Source organism: Streptomyces sp. NPDC040610 (assembly GCF_055594065.1).
In genome coordinates this window covers 822,541-836,153 of the sequence record NZ_JBVIXA010000002.1, presented here as the reverse complement: position 1 = coordinate 836,153, position 13,613 = coordinate 822,541, and the positions used below count along the sequence as shown (strand labels likewise).

Below are 13,613 nucleotides of genomic sequence, written 5' to 3'. Positions count from 1 at the left end.
CCCCATGAACGACAGCACCACCCCCGCGAACGCCCCTGCCCCCGAGGACCCCGCCGCCCTCGTGGCCCGCCTGCGCGCCACCTTCCGCACCGGCCGCACCCGCCCCCTCGACTGGCGTGTGCGTCAGCTCACCCGGCTGCGCGACCTGCTCACCGAGCACCGCGAGGACATCGCGGACGCCCTGCACGCGGACCTCGGCAAGCCCCGCGCGGAGGCCTACCGCTCCGAAATCGACTTCAGCATCCGGGAGATCGACCACACCCTCGACCACTTGGAGGAGTGGCTGAGCCCGCAGTCCGTCGACGTCAGCGGCGTCTTCGGGGAGCGGGCCAGCGCGGGCACGCAGGTCGACCCGCTCGGTGTCGTCCTCGTCATCGCGCCGTGGAACTACCCCGCGCAGCTCCTCCTCGTGCCCGTCGCCGGGGCGCTCGCCGCGGGCAACGCCGTCGTCGTCAAGCCCAGCGAGATGGCGCCCGCCACCTCCGCGGTCGTCGCCCGGCTGCTGCCGCGCTACCTGGACACCGACGCCGTGGCCGTCGTCGAGGGCGGAGTGCCCGAGACCACGGCGCTGCTCGCCCAGCGCTTCGACCACATCTTCTACACCGGCAACGGCACCGTGGGCCGCATCGTGATGCGCGCCGCCGCCGAGCACCTGACCCCCGTCACCCTCGAACTCGGCGGCAAGTCACCCGCGTTCGTGGACACCGGCGTGGATGTGCCGGAGGTCGCCCGGCGCCTGGCCCGGGCCAAGTTCGCCAACGCCGGGCAGACCTGCGTCGCGCCCGACTACGTCCTCACCGACCCGGCCACCGCCCGCGCCCTGGAGGCCGCGCTCACCGAGGCCATCGCGCAGCGGTACGGGACGGACCCGGCGGCGTCGGACGCGTACGGCCGGATCGTCAACGAACGGCACTTCGACCGGCTCTCGGGGCTGCTCGGCTCGGGCCGCCTGGTGACCGGCGGGCAGACCGACCGGGCCACGAAGTACATCGCGCCGACCGTGCTCGGCGGGGTCGAGCCCGACGAGCCCGTCATGCGCGAGGAGATCTTCGGCCCCGTCCTGCCGATCGTCGAGGTCGAGAACCTGGACGAGGCCATCGAGTTCATCAACGACCGGGACAAGCCGCTCGCCCTGTACGCGTTCACCGAAGCGGACGTCACCCGCGAGCGGCTCGCCGCCGAGACCTCGTCGGGCGGGCTCGGCTTCGGCCTGCCGATGGCTCATCTCTCCGTCCCCGAGCTGCCGTTCGGCGGCGTCGGCGAGAGCGGGCTCGGCGCCTACCACGGCCCGCACTCCATCGCGACGTTCAGCCACCGCAAGGCGCGCCTGGACGTGCCGCTGTCCGCCTGACCCACCGCCGCCGCCGACGGCCCGGTGTCACCCTTCCTCGGGAAGCGGCGGCACCAGGCCGTCGGCGACCAGGCCCGCGTACACGGCCTGCCCGAGCGCCTGGACGGCCGACTGCGGCCGCACCATCACCGTGAACTCCTTGATCCGGCCGTCCCCGTCGAAGTGCAGCAGGTCGATGCCGTGGATCTCCTTGCCGGACACGGTCGTCCGGAACAGCAGCACGGCCGACGCCGCCTCGCTCCCGTCGGTGCTGGTCTGTGCCGCGCCCTCGTAGGACCCCACGTACCGGAAGTCCTCGAAGAGCCGGAGCAGCACCCCGAAGAGCCCGACCACCATCTCGCGGCCCTCGAAGGGCTGGAACTTCACCGGGCTGTAGAAGCGGATGTCCGGCGTGAACAGGTCGTCGAGCGCGGCCAGTTCACGCTTCTCGACGGCCTCGCGGAAACGGGCGACGGCGTCGCGGGCCGCGGCGGGGATGGCATCGGCGGACGGTGCGGTGGCCATACGTACCTCCATAGTCAAGAATCTGAGTAGTCAGATTGATGACTATCATGGCGGCGCGGCGCCCGGAAGGGAAGACTGCGCGAGGGCGCCCGGAAGGAACGACCGGAGGGGCACGGAGCGAGAGGGAGAAGGCGGACATGGCTCTGCGGCACGCGGTGCTCGCGGCACTGCTCGACGGCGAGTTCAGCGGCTATCAGCTGGCCAAGGGCTTCGACATCGGCGTCGCCAACTTCTGGCACGCGCTGCCGCAGCAGCTGTACGCCGAGCTGTCACGCCTGGAGAGCGACGGCCTTGTCTCCGGGCGCGAGGTGGTGCAGGACGGGCGGCCCAACAAGCGGATGTTCCGGGTCACGGACGAGGGCGTCGCCGAGCTGGAGCGGTTCGCCGCCGCGCCCGCCAAGCCGTCGTTCATCAGGGACGACCTGCTGGTCAAGGTGCAGGCGGTCGACGGCGTCGACGCGGCGCCGGTGATCGCCCAGCTCCAGGAGCGGGCGGCGGTCGCCGAGGCCAAGGCGGAGGTCCTGGGGAAGCTGCTGCGGCGGCTGCGCGGGGAGCGGGACGAGGAGGAGTTCCTGCTGGCGGGGCAGCGGATCGGGCCGTATCTGACCTGTCAGCGCGGGCTCGCCTTCGAGCGCGAGACACGGGAGTGGTGCCTGCGGACGGCGGAGCTGCTGGTGCGGCGGCAGGGCGCGGGGGACCCGTCGGGGGCGGCGGGCCGCCGCCCGGCCGGGTGATTCGGCTCCGGCTGGGTGCCCCCGCACCCGATCGGCGTCCGGTGCGGGGGTGGCTTTCGTGGTCGGCCGCCCGGGTCAGTTCAGGCGGGCCTTCGGCGGCGTCCCGTAGAAGGTGATGGGCGGCCAGCCGCGCTTGGCGGCGAGGTCGTTGAGGGCCTCCGCGATGTCCGTGGGCGTGACCTCCTGCTGCCCCGAGGCCTCCTCGATCCGGACGCTGAAGGTCATGGACAGCTCCGCGTAGCCCGAGCTGTGCTGGACGCGCCCGCTGAACTGCGTCCCCGGGTCGAACGCCACCGCCGACTGGCTGCCCTCGGCCGCCTGGGCGCTCTGCGCGGCCGCGGCGCCGCTGGTGTCATCCGCCTGTGCCGTACCCGCGGAAGCGAGTACCGCGCCCGCCGCGGCCGAACCCGAGTAGCCCAGCAAGGACCGCCTGGAGACTCCGGACATGTTCCCCTCCTGATCGATACGGGCCTCCCCCCTGGGGACCCGCGGTGATCATAAAGGCCGAAACATCCCCATGGAGCGGAACGAGATCACCTACTTCGGGCCGCTCCGCGCGGTGCTGACGGTCCGTTCGGGGGAGTAGCCGCCCCAGGTGCCGTCGGGCAGCTTGGCGCGGAGCTTCACGCGGTGCGTCTCGCCGGATTTCCTGCCGATGTAGAAGCTGTGCTTCGCCTTGCCCTGGGGCGCGGTGCCGCCGAACACCAGCGAGGTGGCGCTCTTGCCGTCCAGATGGATCTGATACTCCGTCACCGCGCCGCCGGTGTGCGGGGGTTTCCAGGTCAGGTCGATGTAGTACGCCCCGTCACCGGACCTGTGCGTCCGCGCCCTGAAGTCCGCCGGGGCGGTGGCGCGCCCGCTGTCCTTGCCCGCCGCGGTCCTGACCCGCACGGCGGGGCTCGCGGCCGAGAAGTTGTCGGCGGCGTCGCGCGCCTTCACCGTGAACGTGTACGTCGTGCCCGGCCGCAGGCCCGTGATCAGCGTGTCGGTGGTGCCCCCGCCCACGCTGTGGATCTTCGACGAGCCCTGGTAGATCTCGTACGAGGCCACGCTGCGGTTGTCCTTCGACGCGCCCCACGCCAGGGTCGCCGCGCGCCCGCCCTGGGCCTCGCCGCGCAGGGTGCGCGGGCGGGACGGGGCCTCGCGGTCGGCGGCGGTCGCGGCGGGCGTGGTGACCCTCAGCTTCTTGCTGTCGGGGCTGACGTTGCCGTCGCCGTCGCGGGCCCGCACGGAGAAGGTGTAGGTGGCCTTCGGCTTGAGACCGGTGATGTCCACCATGTGCTGGTCGGCGGGGACGTCCTTGACCTTGGCGGTGCCCCGGTAGATCTCGTAGCCGGTGATGTCGGAGCCGTCGGTGGTGCTGTTCCACATCACGTGCACGGACGTGGCGCTGCCCGCCTGTACGGTGAGCCCGCGGGGCGCCGAGGGCTGCCGCGTGCTCTTGCCGTCGTCGCCGCCCCAGGCGCAGGAACTCACCCCGAGGGCGGCCGCGGTGACGGTGAGGCAGGCGGCCATCAGGGGGAGCCGGTGGCGGGGCGGGTGGGGGGTCCGTCGCACGGTCGTGCCTTCCACTCGACGCGATTGGTCCGGACCAATTTGACAGGGGTGACGGGGGCACATCAAGAGGTGGGGTGGAACGGGGATGCGGGGAGAGGCCCCGTCGCCCCCGCCCCCTCACACCTTCCGGTACGCGTAGGCCTCCCGCGCCGCCGCCTCCACCGCCGCGATGTCCGCGCCCGCCGACGCCGTCACGACCGCCGCCACCGCGCCCTCCACGAAGGGCGCGTCGACGAGGCGGGCGCCGTCCGGGAGTTCGTCGCCCTCGGCTAGGAGGGCCTTGACGGTGAGGACGGCGCTGCCGAGGTCGACGAGGATCGCGACGCCCGCGCCCCGGTCGACCCGGTGCGCGGCGGCAGTGATCAGCTCGGAGCTGGTGCCGAGGCCGCCGCCCTCCGTGCCGCCCGCGGCGGCCACCGGCGCGGTGCCGCCCCCGGCGAGACCCGTCGCGAGCGTCGCCACGGACTCGGCGACGGGCCCGCTGTGGGAGACGAGCACGATGCCCACGAGCTTGCCGTCGTCACTCATGCGCGTGCTCCTCGCCGCTCGTACGGTCGTGGCCCGCAGCGCTCATGCTGTCGTGGCCCGCACGGCTCATGCTGTCCCGGTGCTCGCTCTCGGCACCCCGTTGGTCACGCATGCCCCGCCTCTGCCGCGGTCTCGGCCAGGGCCTCGAACAGCAGGGCCGACGACGTGGCCCCCGGGTCCTGATGACCGATGCTGCGTTCCCCGAGGTAGCTCGCCCTGCCCTTGCGGGCCTGGAGCGGCGCGGACGCGAGGGCGCCCTCGTGGGCGGCGGCGCGGGCCGCGGCGAAGGACGTGGGGAGCGCGTCGACCGCCGGGACCAGGGCGTCCAGCATCGTCTTGTCGCCGGGTGCGGCGCCGCCGAGCGCGGCCACCGCGTCGACGCCGGTGCGCAGGGCTTCGGCGAACTCGGCCTCGCTGACCTCGGCGGCGTCGCCGAGCGTCTTGCCCGTGCGGCGCAGCAGCGTGCCGTACAGCGGCCCCGACGCGCCGCCCACGGTGGAGATCAACTGCCGTCCCGCCAGGGTCAGGACGGCGCCCGGGGTGTCCGGGGCCTCCTTCTCCAGGACGGCGGCGACGGCGGTGAAGCCGCGCTGGAGGTTGCTGCCGTGGTCGGCGTCGCCGATGGGCGAGTCCAACTCGGTGAGCCGCTCCGCCTCACGGTCGACGGCCGCGGCGGCGGTGGTCAGCCAGCGGCGGAAGAAATCGGCGTCGAGCACGGGAACTCCTTGCGTTGTCGGTGCCCCGGGCCGCGGGGCCGGGGCGATGGTGTGCGGGACCGGTGCGGGGGCCGGACCGGCGGTCACATGCCCCAGCGCAGCCCCGCGGTGCGCACGGGCGCGTCCCACAGCCGCAGCAGTTCCTCGTCGACCCGGCAGAGCGTCACGGAGGCGCCCGCCATGTCGAGGGACGTCACGTAGTTGCCGACGAGGGTGCGGGCCACGGGGACCCCGCGCTCGCGGAGCACGCGCTGGACCTCCGCGTTGAAGCCGTACAGCTCCAGGAGCGGGGTGGCGCCCATGCCGTTGACGAGGACGAGGACCGGGTCGTGCGAGGCGAGGTCGTCCAGGACGGCGTCCACGGCGAAGTCGGCGATCTCCCGGGACGTCATCATGGCGCGCCGCTCGCGGCCCGGCTCGCCGTGGATGCCGACGCCCAGCTCCAGCTCACCGGCGGGCAGGTCGAAGGTGGGGGAGCCCTTCGCCGGGGTGGAGCAGGCGCTGAGGGCGACGCCGAAGCTGCGGGAGTTCTCGTTGACGCGGCGGGCGACGGCCTCGACGCGCTCCAGGGGCATGCCCGCCTCGGCGGCCGCGCCCGCCAGCTTCTCCACGAACAGGGTCGCGCCGGTGCCGCGCCGCCCCGCCGTGTACAGGCTGTCGGTCACCGCCACGTCGTCGTTGACGAGGACCTTGGCGACCTGGATGCCCTCGTCCTCGGCGAGCTCGGCGGCCATGTCGAAGTTCAGCACGTCACCGGTGTAGTTCTTCACGACGAACAGCACGCCCGCGCCGCTGTCCACGGCCGCCGCGGCCCGCACCATCTGGTCGGGCACGGGCGAGGTGAACACCTCGCCGGGACACGCGGCAGACAGCATCCCCGGCCCCACGAACCCGCCGTGCAGCGGCTCGTGCCCCGACCCGCCGCCCGACACCAGCGCGACCTTCCCGGCGACGGGCGCGTCCACCCGCGTGATCACCCGGTTCTCCACATCGACAGTCAGCTCCGGATGCGCCGCCGCCATCCCCCTGAGCGCGTCCGCGACCACGGTCTCCGCCACGTTGATGAGCATCTTCATGGGTACCTCCTGGTGAACTAGCAGGCTGGTTTCGGGCCTGCGTTTTTGCTGGTCAAGGGACACATTGCGCGTTGTGGATCTTGGCGGTCCGTGACGGCAGGGAGCGAGTCGTGGCGGAGCTGATGCTGACCCAATGCTGAGTTTGGTGACGCTACGTCAGTTCTACGTAGTCGGTGAAGTGGGGGTCGACGGAGGTGCTCGCAACGGCAGTATCGACCTTGCGGCAGCGAAGGTCACGCATACGGACGCTCGTGGACGTTCCAGCGTGCTGAGCCGCACCGGCATGCGAAGCGTCGGTGCCGTCGCAGCGGCCGACTATGTAGAGGATCATGCTTTGTCGCCGAGGCTGGGGACCTTGACTCTTGCCTGGAGTGGCTCCTGCCCGGGGATGCTGAATGTTCCCGGCCGCCGTTGGCCACGCGTGATCAACCTGTGGGTTGTCGTGCCAGAGGCGCATGTCTCGCTCGTCCTCCGAACTGGCGGATCCAGTCTGTGACGCGGGCTCCTCCGTACCTGTCGGTTAATCATGAACCGGACCGTAAGTTGCGAAGCGGACACCATCGGGGCGGGCCATTCGGGATACTGGACCTGTGTCAGAACGAGCGAAACTGATGACGGCGCAGCAGGCTCGCGAGTTCGTCAACGCCGTGCTCGCCGACCCGGCTGTCGGCCTGTCGGTGCCCCTGGCGATGTCGCTTGCGCTCCAGTAGGGCCTGCGCATGACGGCGTTGTCCAAGCTGTCCCGTGGGGACTGTCCCCCGGCTGTCGGCGACGTGCCAGGGAGTCTTACGTATCGCGACGGCGACCGGATCTGCGTCACCGCGCTCTCCTCGGAGTCCGAGCTGCTTCTGTCTGCTCACCTGGACCGGTGAGCTCGTCCCGGCGAGTCGGACGGGTGCGTGATGTGATGCTCCACGATGGAGTCATTCCGAGAAGCGTGAACGCCCCAGGGTTCAGCCCCCGTTGAGTCAGCTCTGGGGCTTGTTGTCCGGCCAGTGAGCCTTTTCCAACCTGTAGAGGAGAGTCGATCGATGCTTGGCAGCTGTGACTGATTGGCCGTTGTTATTGCGGCCGCTGAGGCCGGGCTGACGGACCTGGTGGATGCAGCAGGCCGACCTCCTCTTTGGAGGCGTCGGGGTGGGCTCTCACGTGATTCCCCCGGAGGCGGCTCACGTGCTGGCGCCGGCCTGCTTATGCGGCCTGGACCTGCTGGGTGGCTGATCGATAAATGCGTAGCGTGCTGCTGCAGGCGTGGGGATACTGTCTCGGTGACCCGTGCCGTACTGCCTCAACAACCGCTTCGGCCTCGCGCGTTGGCGCCCGGAGAGCTCGTCGTCATCGCGTCGCTGTCCGGTCCGCTCGACGTCAGGTACGTGCCCGACCTTAAGCGGGCGGTGACCCTGCTTGAGCGGATGGGATTCCGCGTGCGTCTCGCGCCGCTGCTCGAAACCGGGCGGCACCATTGGTGGAGCGCGGCTCGGCCGCAGGAGATCGCCGAGGAGTTCAACTCTCTTCTGCGTGATCCTGAGGTGCGCGCGATTATCGCGCATGACGGTGGGACGACGGTGCTCGGTTACCTCGACCTGATCGACGACGAGGCGATCACTGCTGACCCCAAGCCAATCCTCGGCTACAGCGATATCTCGCTGCTGCATCTGGTGCTCCATGCGCGCACGGGCCTGGTCGGCTTCCATGCCGATCTGGCCACCCCTGGACTCGGCGGGCACTGGCAGACCGCGCCCGCGGTGCGCCAAGCGGAGCTTGAGAAGCTCTACTGGGCGCTGTTGTCCGGCCCAGAGGCGATCGGTGCGCTGCCCGTCAGCCCGTCGTGGGAGTGCTGGCGTGCCGGTCGCGCCGAAGGTCGGCTGATCGGCGGGTTACTCAATCGCATCGTGCTGTCGCAGGCGACCCGTTACGCACTCCCGCTCGAATGGTTCGACGGCGCGGTGCTGTTCTGGGAGGAGATGGGCGGCCAGGCAGCGCATGTGTGGAGCTATCTGCAGGCGCTGCGGCACCGAGGGATCCTCGATCGGATCTCCGGCATGGTTGTGGGCGTGCCGTATGCGATCGACGGGCTCGGGACGGACGCTTCCCCGACCCTTCGCGAGATCGTCCTCGACGTCCTCGGCGACCGTGACATCGCGGTCCTGGGCAACGTCGACTTCGGACATGCCGGCCCGAATCTGCCGATGCCGGTGGGCATCCGCGTCGCCCTTGACGCGCAGCAGCGGACGTTGTCGCTGCTCGAACCGGCGGTGCGGGTCGCTTATGACGATGAACCGGTCAGCTGAGCAACGCGGATCGGTGAGGCTCTTTGCGTCCTCGGGTTGAGACGGCCAGTTCCAAGGCGAGGACAGCCTTGACGAGGTCGGTGATGCGGGTGGTGCTGCACCGGAGTTTGCGCAGGAGCCGCCACGTCTTGAGAGTGGCCATGGCCTGCTCGACGAGTGCGCGGATTTCGGCGTGTGAGCGGTTGACGGCCTGCTGACCTGTGGACAGCGTCCTCCACCGTCCCCAGTAGGGAAGGCGAATGGTGCCGCCGGATCCCCGGTAGCCCTTGTCTGCCCAGCACTGTACGCGCGCTTTGGCCAGGGTATCGATAATGACGTGTGTCCGTGCGGCCTTGATGCCGTGGACCGCGCCCGGCAGCGCGGGTGAGGCCCACAGCAGTCGCCCCGCGGGGTCTGTGATGACCTGCACGTTCATGCCATGTTCTTTGTGTTTGCCCGAGTAGAAGGGCCGGTCGGTGGCGATGCGGTCGATCGGCAGCGGCGTACCGTCCAGGATCACGAACGCCTTCGTGGAGGCGATCCTGATCGCCTGGGCCAGGGTCGGTGCGCGGGAGGCCAAAATCTCGGTGGAGTCCGGGGCCCTCCCCCGGAACGGGGTGTGCCCCCGGGAGGGGTTGAGATCCAAGGGCCGTACGGTGACCGCGGCGGCCGCGGCCTCGTCTGTCTCGATCCAACCCGCCGTACCCCCGTCGGAGCCCTCGATCGTCTTGGGCGTGCCGTTGTACTTGATGGCGGCCTTGAAGATCTCGCCGTTCTTGATCGCCTTCGTCGGCGTGAGGGTCAGCTCGTTCTTCTTGCGCGTGAAGCGGGTGTCCGTGCCGTTCACCGTGGCGGTACGGACTGTAAGTCCCGCCAGGTCGAGATTGAAACGGCTGAGGCCTTGGGTGGCACGCGCGGTGATGGTCGCGGTGCCTTTGAGATGGTTGGTCTCGGGCGTAGTCGAGGGCGAGGGCGAGGGCGTAGTGGGAGACGTTGTACCCCCCGTTTCCCAGCGCCGGGAAGAGGACATCACCGACTCCGGCCGCCCCGGGCCTGGCAGTTCGCGATGACGAGCCGGTGGTGTGGGGTGCGGAACCGGTGCAGGCTGTGGTCATGTGCGGGGCGGGGAATGATCTGGAGCTCTCTCACAGCGGCTGGACGGCGATGCGTCGGTTGTGTCCATCGAGAATGAGGACACTCCTCGCGACGCCGGGGCCGTCATCGCCGTCCCACCAGTCCGCGAATGTGCTGGCGAACTTCTTGGCCTGGCTCCGCGAGGTGTAGTCGGTGCGCACTTCGACGTCGTAGTCGGGTCCGGTGAGCTTGACGGTGAAGAGTTGGTCGGCGTGCCGGCCCAGCGCCCCGCTTTCCTGGGTGCGCGCCCATGCGCGAAAGTCCTTCAGAAGCGCGGGGTTTGCTTCCTTCTTGCTCATCGGGCGAGCCGGTGGTTCCTTCGGCGCACCTTGCACGGCATCCTGACAGCCTTTCACCCAGGATCCACGGTCCCCGTCGGCACGGGTGCCGGCATCCAGGGCCCGGCGGGCGCAGCCACCGTGCACGACTTCCCGTACTGCCGCGCCCTTGCCCCCCGCGGCGTAGACCTTGCGGCCCTCTGCGTAACCGGCGGCGTAGGCGCGCTTGTAGTCAGGGGTCTTGTCGCTGTGCTGCCCAGGCGAGTTGGAGGCGTGCTTCTCCGCTGACTGCGGTGCGCTGTCGGTTCCGCACGCCGAGACGACCAGCATTCCCGCGGTCACGACAACTGCGGCCGCACACCGCCGCCCTTGCCTCTTACCCCCACGTGGGCTCATTCCCGTGCTCTCCAATCGATCGTGCGACGCGAAGGAGTAGAGCCTCACGCTCTCTGCCAGGTTGCCTCACGGAGCGTAAAAGAATCTGCACTCACGATCACATCGACATGGGGGCGCGGCGTGATTCACGATCTTGAACTTCGTGGGCCGACCGATCAAGGCCTGTATGTCCGTACGAGGGGGGAAGTTGAGGCTGAGACACAGCCTGACCGTCGTGCCTGCCGTGGCGGCCACCATCACCATCCACACGCCCGCGTGGGCTGATCCCACGCCGAGCACGACCCGTGTTGTTGCACCGCTCGACGGTGTTGCGGCGCTTGTATGCCTCGTGGTCGAAGGCAGGCGGCCTGCCGCCGGCTTGGCCGCGACGTTTGCGCTTGGCGATCTGGTCGGCCGGCTGCGGGATCACGGCCCGGATTCCACGACGCCGCAGACCACGGCGGATCGCGCGGGACGAATACGCCTTGTCCGCGAGGACGGCGGTCGGTGTGGTGCGTGGTCTGCCGACCGGCCTGGGCACCCGCAGGCGGGCCATGACCTGCTCGAACGCGGGTGCGTACCTGGTCTGGCCGGGTGTGAGGACGAAGGCCAGTGGCCGGCAGCGGCCGTCGGCGGCGAGGTGGACCTTCGTCGTCAGTCCGCCGCGGGATCGCCCAAGGACGTGATCGTGCGGCTCGCCGGCCGGGACCCCTATTGACCGGCTCCGGCGGCGTGCTGGTGAGCCCGCACGATTGTGGAGTCGACCGCGACGGCCCAGTCGAGGTCGCCTTCGGCGTCGGCCTGGGCGAGCAGGGCCGTGAAGACCTTCTCCCAGGTGCCATCGGCGGCCCATTTCCGCAGCCGGTTGTGGGCGCCCTTCCACGAGCCGAGACGCTCGGGCAGATCCATCCAGGGCGTCCCGGTGCGGTACTTGAAGGCGATCGCGTCGATCACCTGCCGGTGATCCCGCCACCGCCCACCCCGCCGAGGCACCCGATCGGGAAGCAACGGCTCGATCCGTGCCCACTGAGCATCAGTCAACGACACATCCGAACCAACGATCGGATGATCCGAAGGAAGCGCCCTAGCCCTCCGCGTCACCGCAGGCCAGACGGGCGACGCCCCAGCTTTCGAGAGCGTCATGGCCGGCATCCGTGTTCCACGAAGCGGACCGGGAAGACCAAGGACCCGACCCGATTCCGTCAGCATCCGGGCTCTCAAAGGGGGCGGCTGACGGGACCGAACCCGACCGACCGCAGCAAGAAGGGATCGAAAATCCACCTCATCGTCGACCGCCAGGGTCTGCCCCTGTCGATCGGCATCTCGGCCGCCAACCTCCACGACAGCCAGGCCCTCATTCCCCTGGTCCGCGGCATCCCGCCCATCCGCTCCCGCCGCGGCCCATGGCGCAGGCGCCCCGGGAAGCTGCACGGTGACAAGGGCTACGACTACCGCCATCTGCGCCGATGGCTCGCTTCACGCGGCATCCGGCATCGCCTCGCGGGCAAGGGCATCGAGTCGTCCCGGCACCTGGGCCGACACCGCTGGGTCGTGGAGCGGACCGTGTCCTGGCTGACCGGCTGCCGACGCCTGCACCGCCGCTACGAACGCAAGCCGGAACACTTCCTCGCCTTCACCGCCATCGCCGCAACCCTCATATGCCACCGCAGACTCGCCAAACGAAATGGTTTCTCAGTGTCTTGCCCCAGCGTGTGATGCGGTCTTCAGCTCGTTGAGGACGGTTGCGGCTCCGTCCTGGCTCTGGATGATTCTCGAGATCTTGGTGCACCGGTCGCGGTACTGCTTGTCGTGCAGCGTTGCGCGCAGGGCGTCGGTGAGTCTGCCTGCGGTCAGTCGGCGGGCGTTGACGAGAGCGGGGGACAGCCCCAGGGCGGTCAGGCGGCGGGCCCAGAAGGGCTGGTCGAGGGCGAGGGGTACGGGTACGGCGGGGACCCCTGCTTTGAGGCCGGCGCCGACGGTTCCGGGGCCGGCGTGGTGGACCAGGGCGGCCATGCGGGGGAAGAGCCAGTCGTGGGGGCATTCGCCGATGGTGAGGATGCCGTCGCCGGCGACGTCGAGGCCCTGCCAGCCGGCCTGTACGACCGCGCGCACACCGAGTCGCCGGACCACCGTCTTGATCGTGCGGCTGAGTTGTTCCGCATCGCCTGGTGAGACGCTGCCGAAGCCGAAGTAGACGGGGGCGGGTCCCGACGCCAGGAAGTCGGCCAGTTGCCTGTCGGGACGCCAGGTGCCGGCCCGCGCCGGCCACCAGTAGCCCGCACACATGTGGCCCTGGGGAAGGGCGAGCGACCTCGGCAACAAGGCGGAGCTGTATCCGTGCAGGACACGTGCCCTGTGCACGATGCCGGCGGGGGTGCGGGCCCGGTCCTTGCGCATGTCCAGTTCCCGCCGGAGCCAGGAGAGGGCGGGGGCGTACAAGGGGTGCGTGGCCGTCCACGCCAGGGTCTCGGCGATCCGGTATCCGCGGCCGGTGGCTGTGCGGCCCGCACTGAGCCGGGGCAGGAGCATGCCGGGGGCCGCCGTGTAGATCCCGACGGAGGCCAGGCCTGTGCCCTCGGCGATCGCGACGCACAGCGGGTGCGCGAGCGGGTGGGCGAGGATGACCTCCGCTCCGTTGCTGACGGCCTTCAGCACTCCCTGGGCGATCACCTGGGCGATGTCCTGGGCGTTGCGCTTCCTGCTGTGGAGCCGGGCGGGGGACTGCCACCGGTCGAACCGGGTGGGCGCCAGCGCGGACTCCTCATGCCGGGCCAGCTCAAGAACGTGCACCGGCATGCCCAAGGCCCGAAACCGGGACGCGTGCCGCTCGGAGGTCGCGGCCGCCACCTCGTGGCCCGCAGCCCTCAGGCGCGCGCCCAAGCCGGCGTAGGGGAGCACGTCCCCGGTTGAGCCCCAGGTCACCAACAGGATCCGCATGTGGCCGAGTATGAGCAGCCAGCCTGGTCCATCACGACCCGTTCCACCCTCCCGTCACCCGTGAGAGCGGAACGGGCCGCAGCGTGACGCTCGTACGAATGAAGCGGAACGGGAAGTCCGCCCCAGGCCGCAAGGGCCCGGGTATATAGGGGC

Annotated in this window: 11 protein-coding genes and 3 pseudogenes; 4 read left to right on the top strand and 10 right to left on the bottom strand. The window is 70.3% G+C overall.

The annotated features are described in order from the left end of the window. Window positions 1-4 precede the first annotated feature (4 nt). On the top strand, window positions 5-1,351 hold the full coding sequence (locus ACZ6AA_RS09915) for an aldehyde dehydrogenase family protein (protein ID WP_468483173.1): 1,347 nt from the start codon (window positions 5-7) through the stop codon (window positions 1,349-1,351). 27 nt (window positions 1,352-1,378) lie between these two features. On the opposite strand, the gene ACZ6AA_RS09910 is transcribed toward ACZ6AA_RS09915, so the two are convergent. Beyond that, complete coding sequence (locus tag ACZ6AA_RS09910) at window positions 1,379-1,855, bottom strand: nuclear transport factor 2 family protein (protein WP_471457277.1); 477 nt, start codon at window positions 1,853-1,855, stop codon at window positions 1,379-1,381. Between the two features lie 137 nt (window positions 1,856-1,992). Here ACZ6AA_RS09910 and ACZ6AA_RS09905 point away from each other — a divergent pair, with 137 nt between their 5' ends. Next, window positions 1,993-2,589 (top strand): PadR family transcriptional regulator, encoded by a 597-nt coding sequence (locus ACZ6AA_RS09905; protein WP_468458259.1) that lies wholly within the window; start codon window positions 1,993-1,995, stop codon window positions 2,587-2,589. A gap of 75 nt (window positions 2,590-2,664) precedes the next feature. On the opposite strand, the gene ACZ6AA_RS09900 is transcribed toward ACZ6AA_RS09905, so the two are convergent. From ACZ6AA_RS09900 to dhaK, 5 genes are all read right to left on the bottom strand, one after another. Beyond that, window positions 2,665-3,036, bottom strand: coding sequence for a hypothetical protein (locus tag ACZ6AA_RS09900; RefSeq protein ID WP_468458257.1), 372 nt, complete (start codon window positions 3,034-3,036; stop codon window positions 2,665-2,667). Between the two features lie 90 nt (window positions 3,037-3,126). Further along, window positions 3,127-4,146 (bottom strand): fibronectin type III domain-containing protein, encoded by a 1,020-nt coding sequence (locus ACZ6AA_RS09895; RefSeq protein WP_471457274.1) that lies wholly within the window; start codon window positions 4,144-4,146, stop codon window positions 3,127-3,129. A gap of 117 nt (window positions 4,147-4,263) precedes the next feature. Next, complete coding sequence (locus ACZ6AA_RS09890) at window positions 4,264-4,674, bottom strand: PTS sugar transporter subunit IIA domain-containing protein (protein ID WP_468483170.1); 411 nt, start codon at window positions 4,672-4,674, stop codon at window positions 4,264-4,266. Window positions 4,675-4,778: 104 nt separating this feature from the next. Next, window positions 4,779-5,390 carry a dihydroxyacetone kinase subunit DhaL gene (dhaL, locus tag ACZ6AA_RS09885; RefSeq protein ID WP_468458251.1) on the bottom strand — a complete coding sequence of 204 codons (612 nt, stop codon included), beginning with the start codon at window positions 5,388-5,390 and terminating at the stop codon, window positions 4,779-4,781. An 83-nt stretch (window positions 5,391-5,473) separates the two neighbouring features. Beyond that, window positions 5,474-6,466, bottom strand: coding sequence for a dihydroxyacetone kinase subunit DhaK (gene dhaK / locus ACZ6AA_RS09880; RefSeq protein WP_468458249.1), 993 nt, complete (start codon window positions 6,464-6,466; stop codon window positions 5,474-5,476). 1,268 nt (window positions 6,467-7,734) lie between these two features. On the opposite strand from dhaK, the gene ACZ6AA_RS09875 reads away from it, so the two are divergent. Continuing rightward, window positions 7,735-8,757, top strand: coding sequence for a S66 peptidase family protein (locus ACZ6AA_RS09875; protein ID WP_468458247.1), 1,023 nt, complete (start codon window positions 7,735-7,737; stop codon window positions 8,755-8,757). Here ACZ6AA_RS09875 and ACZ6AA_RS09870 read toward each other — a convergent pair. The 3 genes and pseudogenes from ACZ6AA_RS09870 to ACZ6AA_RS09860 all read right to left on the bottom strand — a co-directional run. Then, window positions 8,750-9,331, bottom strand: a pseudogene (locus ACZ6AA_RS09870) (transposase family protein); the annotation flags it as partial. The gene ACZ6AA_RS09875 and the pseudogene ACZ6AA_RS09870 overlap by 8 nt on opposite strands. A gap of 550 nt (window positions 9,332-9,881) precedes the next feature. Beyond that, window positions 9,882-10,478, bottom strand: a complete 597-nt coding sequence (locus ACZ6AA_RS09865) for a hypothetical protein (protein WP_468483166.1) — start codon at window positions 10,476-10,478, stop codon at window positions 9,882-9,884. Window positions 10,479-10,797: 319 nt separating this feature from the next. Next, a pseudogene (locus tag ACZ6AA_RS09860) lies at window positions 10,798-11,570 on the bottom strand (IS5 family transposase); the annotation flags it as partial. 148 nt (window positions 11,571-11,718) lie between these two features. Here ACZ6AA_RS09860 and ACZ6AA_RS09855 point away from each other — a divergent pair. Beyond that, window positions 11,719-12,239, top strand: a pseudogene (locus tag ACZ6AA_RS09855) (IS5 family transposase); the annotation flags it as partial. Here the strand turns inward: ACZ6AA_RS09855 and ACZ6AA_RS09850 are convergent. Next, window positions 12,216-13,460, bottom strand: a complete 1,245-nt coding sequence (locus tag ACZ6AA_RS09850; protein ID WP_471457270.1) for a glycosyltransferase — start codon at window positions 13,458-13,460, stop codon at window positions 12,216-12,218. The pseudogene ACZ6AA_RS09855 and the gene ACZ6AA_RS09850 overlap by 24 nt on opposite strands. Window positions 13,461-13,613: the final 153 nt, after the last annotated feature.

What these genes read in the sequence shown, in the direction of transcription:
- ACZ6AA_RS09915 (WP_468483173.1), top strand. Translation starts at nt 5, where the DNA reads ATGAACGACAGCACCACCCCCGCGAACGCCCCTGCCCCCGAGGACCCC.
- ACZ6AA_RS09910 (WP_471457277.1), bottom strand. Translation starts at nt 1,855, where the DNA reads ATGGCCACCGCACCGTCCGCCGATGCCATCCCCGCCGCGGCCCGCGAC.
- ACZ6AA_RS09905 (WP_468458259.1), top strand. Translation starts at nt 1,993, where the DNA reads ATGGCTCTGCGGCACGCGGTGCTCGCGGCACTGCTCGACGGCGAGTTC.
- ACZ6AA_RS09900 (WP_468458257.1), bottom strand. Translation starts at nt 3,036, where the DNA reads ATGTCCGGAGTCTCCAGGCGGTCCTTGCTGGGCTACTCGGGTTCGGCC.
- ACZ6AA_RS09890 (WP_468483170.1), bottom strand. Translation starts at nt 4,674, where the DNA reads ATGAGTGACGACGGCAAGCTCGTGGGCATCGTGCTCGTCTCCCACAGC.
- dhaK (WP_468458249.1), bottom strand. Translation starts at nt 6,466, where the DNA reads ATGAAGATGCTCATCAACGTGGCGGAGACCGTGGTCGCGGACGCGCTC.
- ACZ6AA_RS09865 (WP_468483166.1), bottom strand. Translation starts at nt 10,478, where the DNA reads ATGCTGGTCGTCTCGGCGTGCGGAACCGACAGCGCACCGCAGTCAGCG.
- ACZ6AA_RS09850 (WP_471457270.1), bottom strand. Translation starts at nt 13,460, where the DNA reads ATGCGGATCCTGTTGGTGACCTGGGGCTCAACCGGGGACGTGCTCCCC.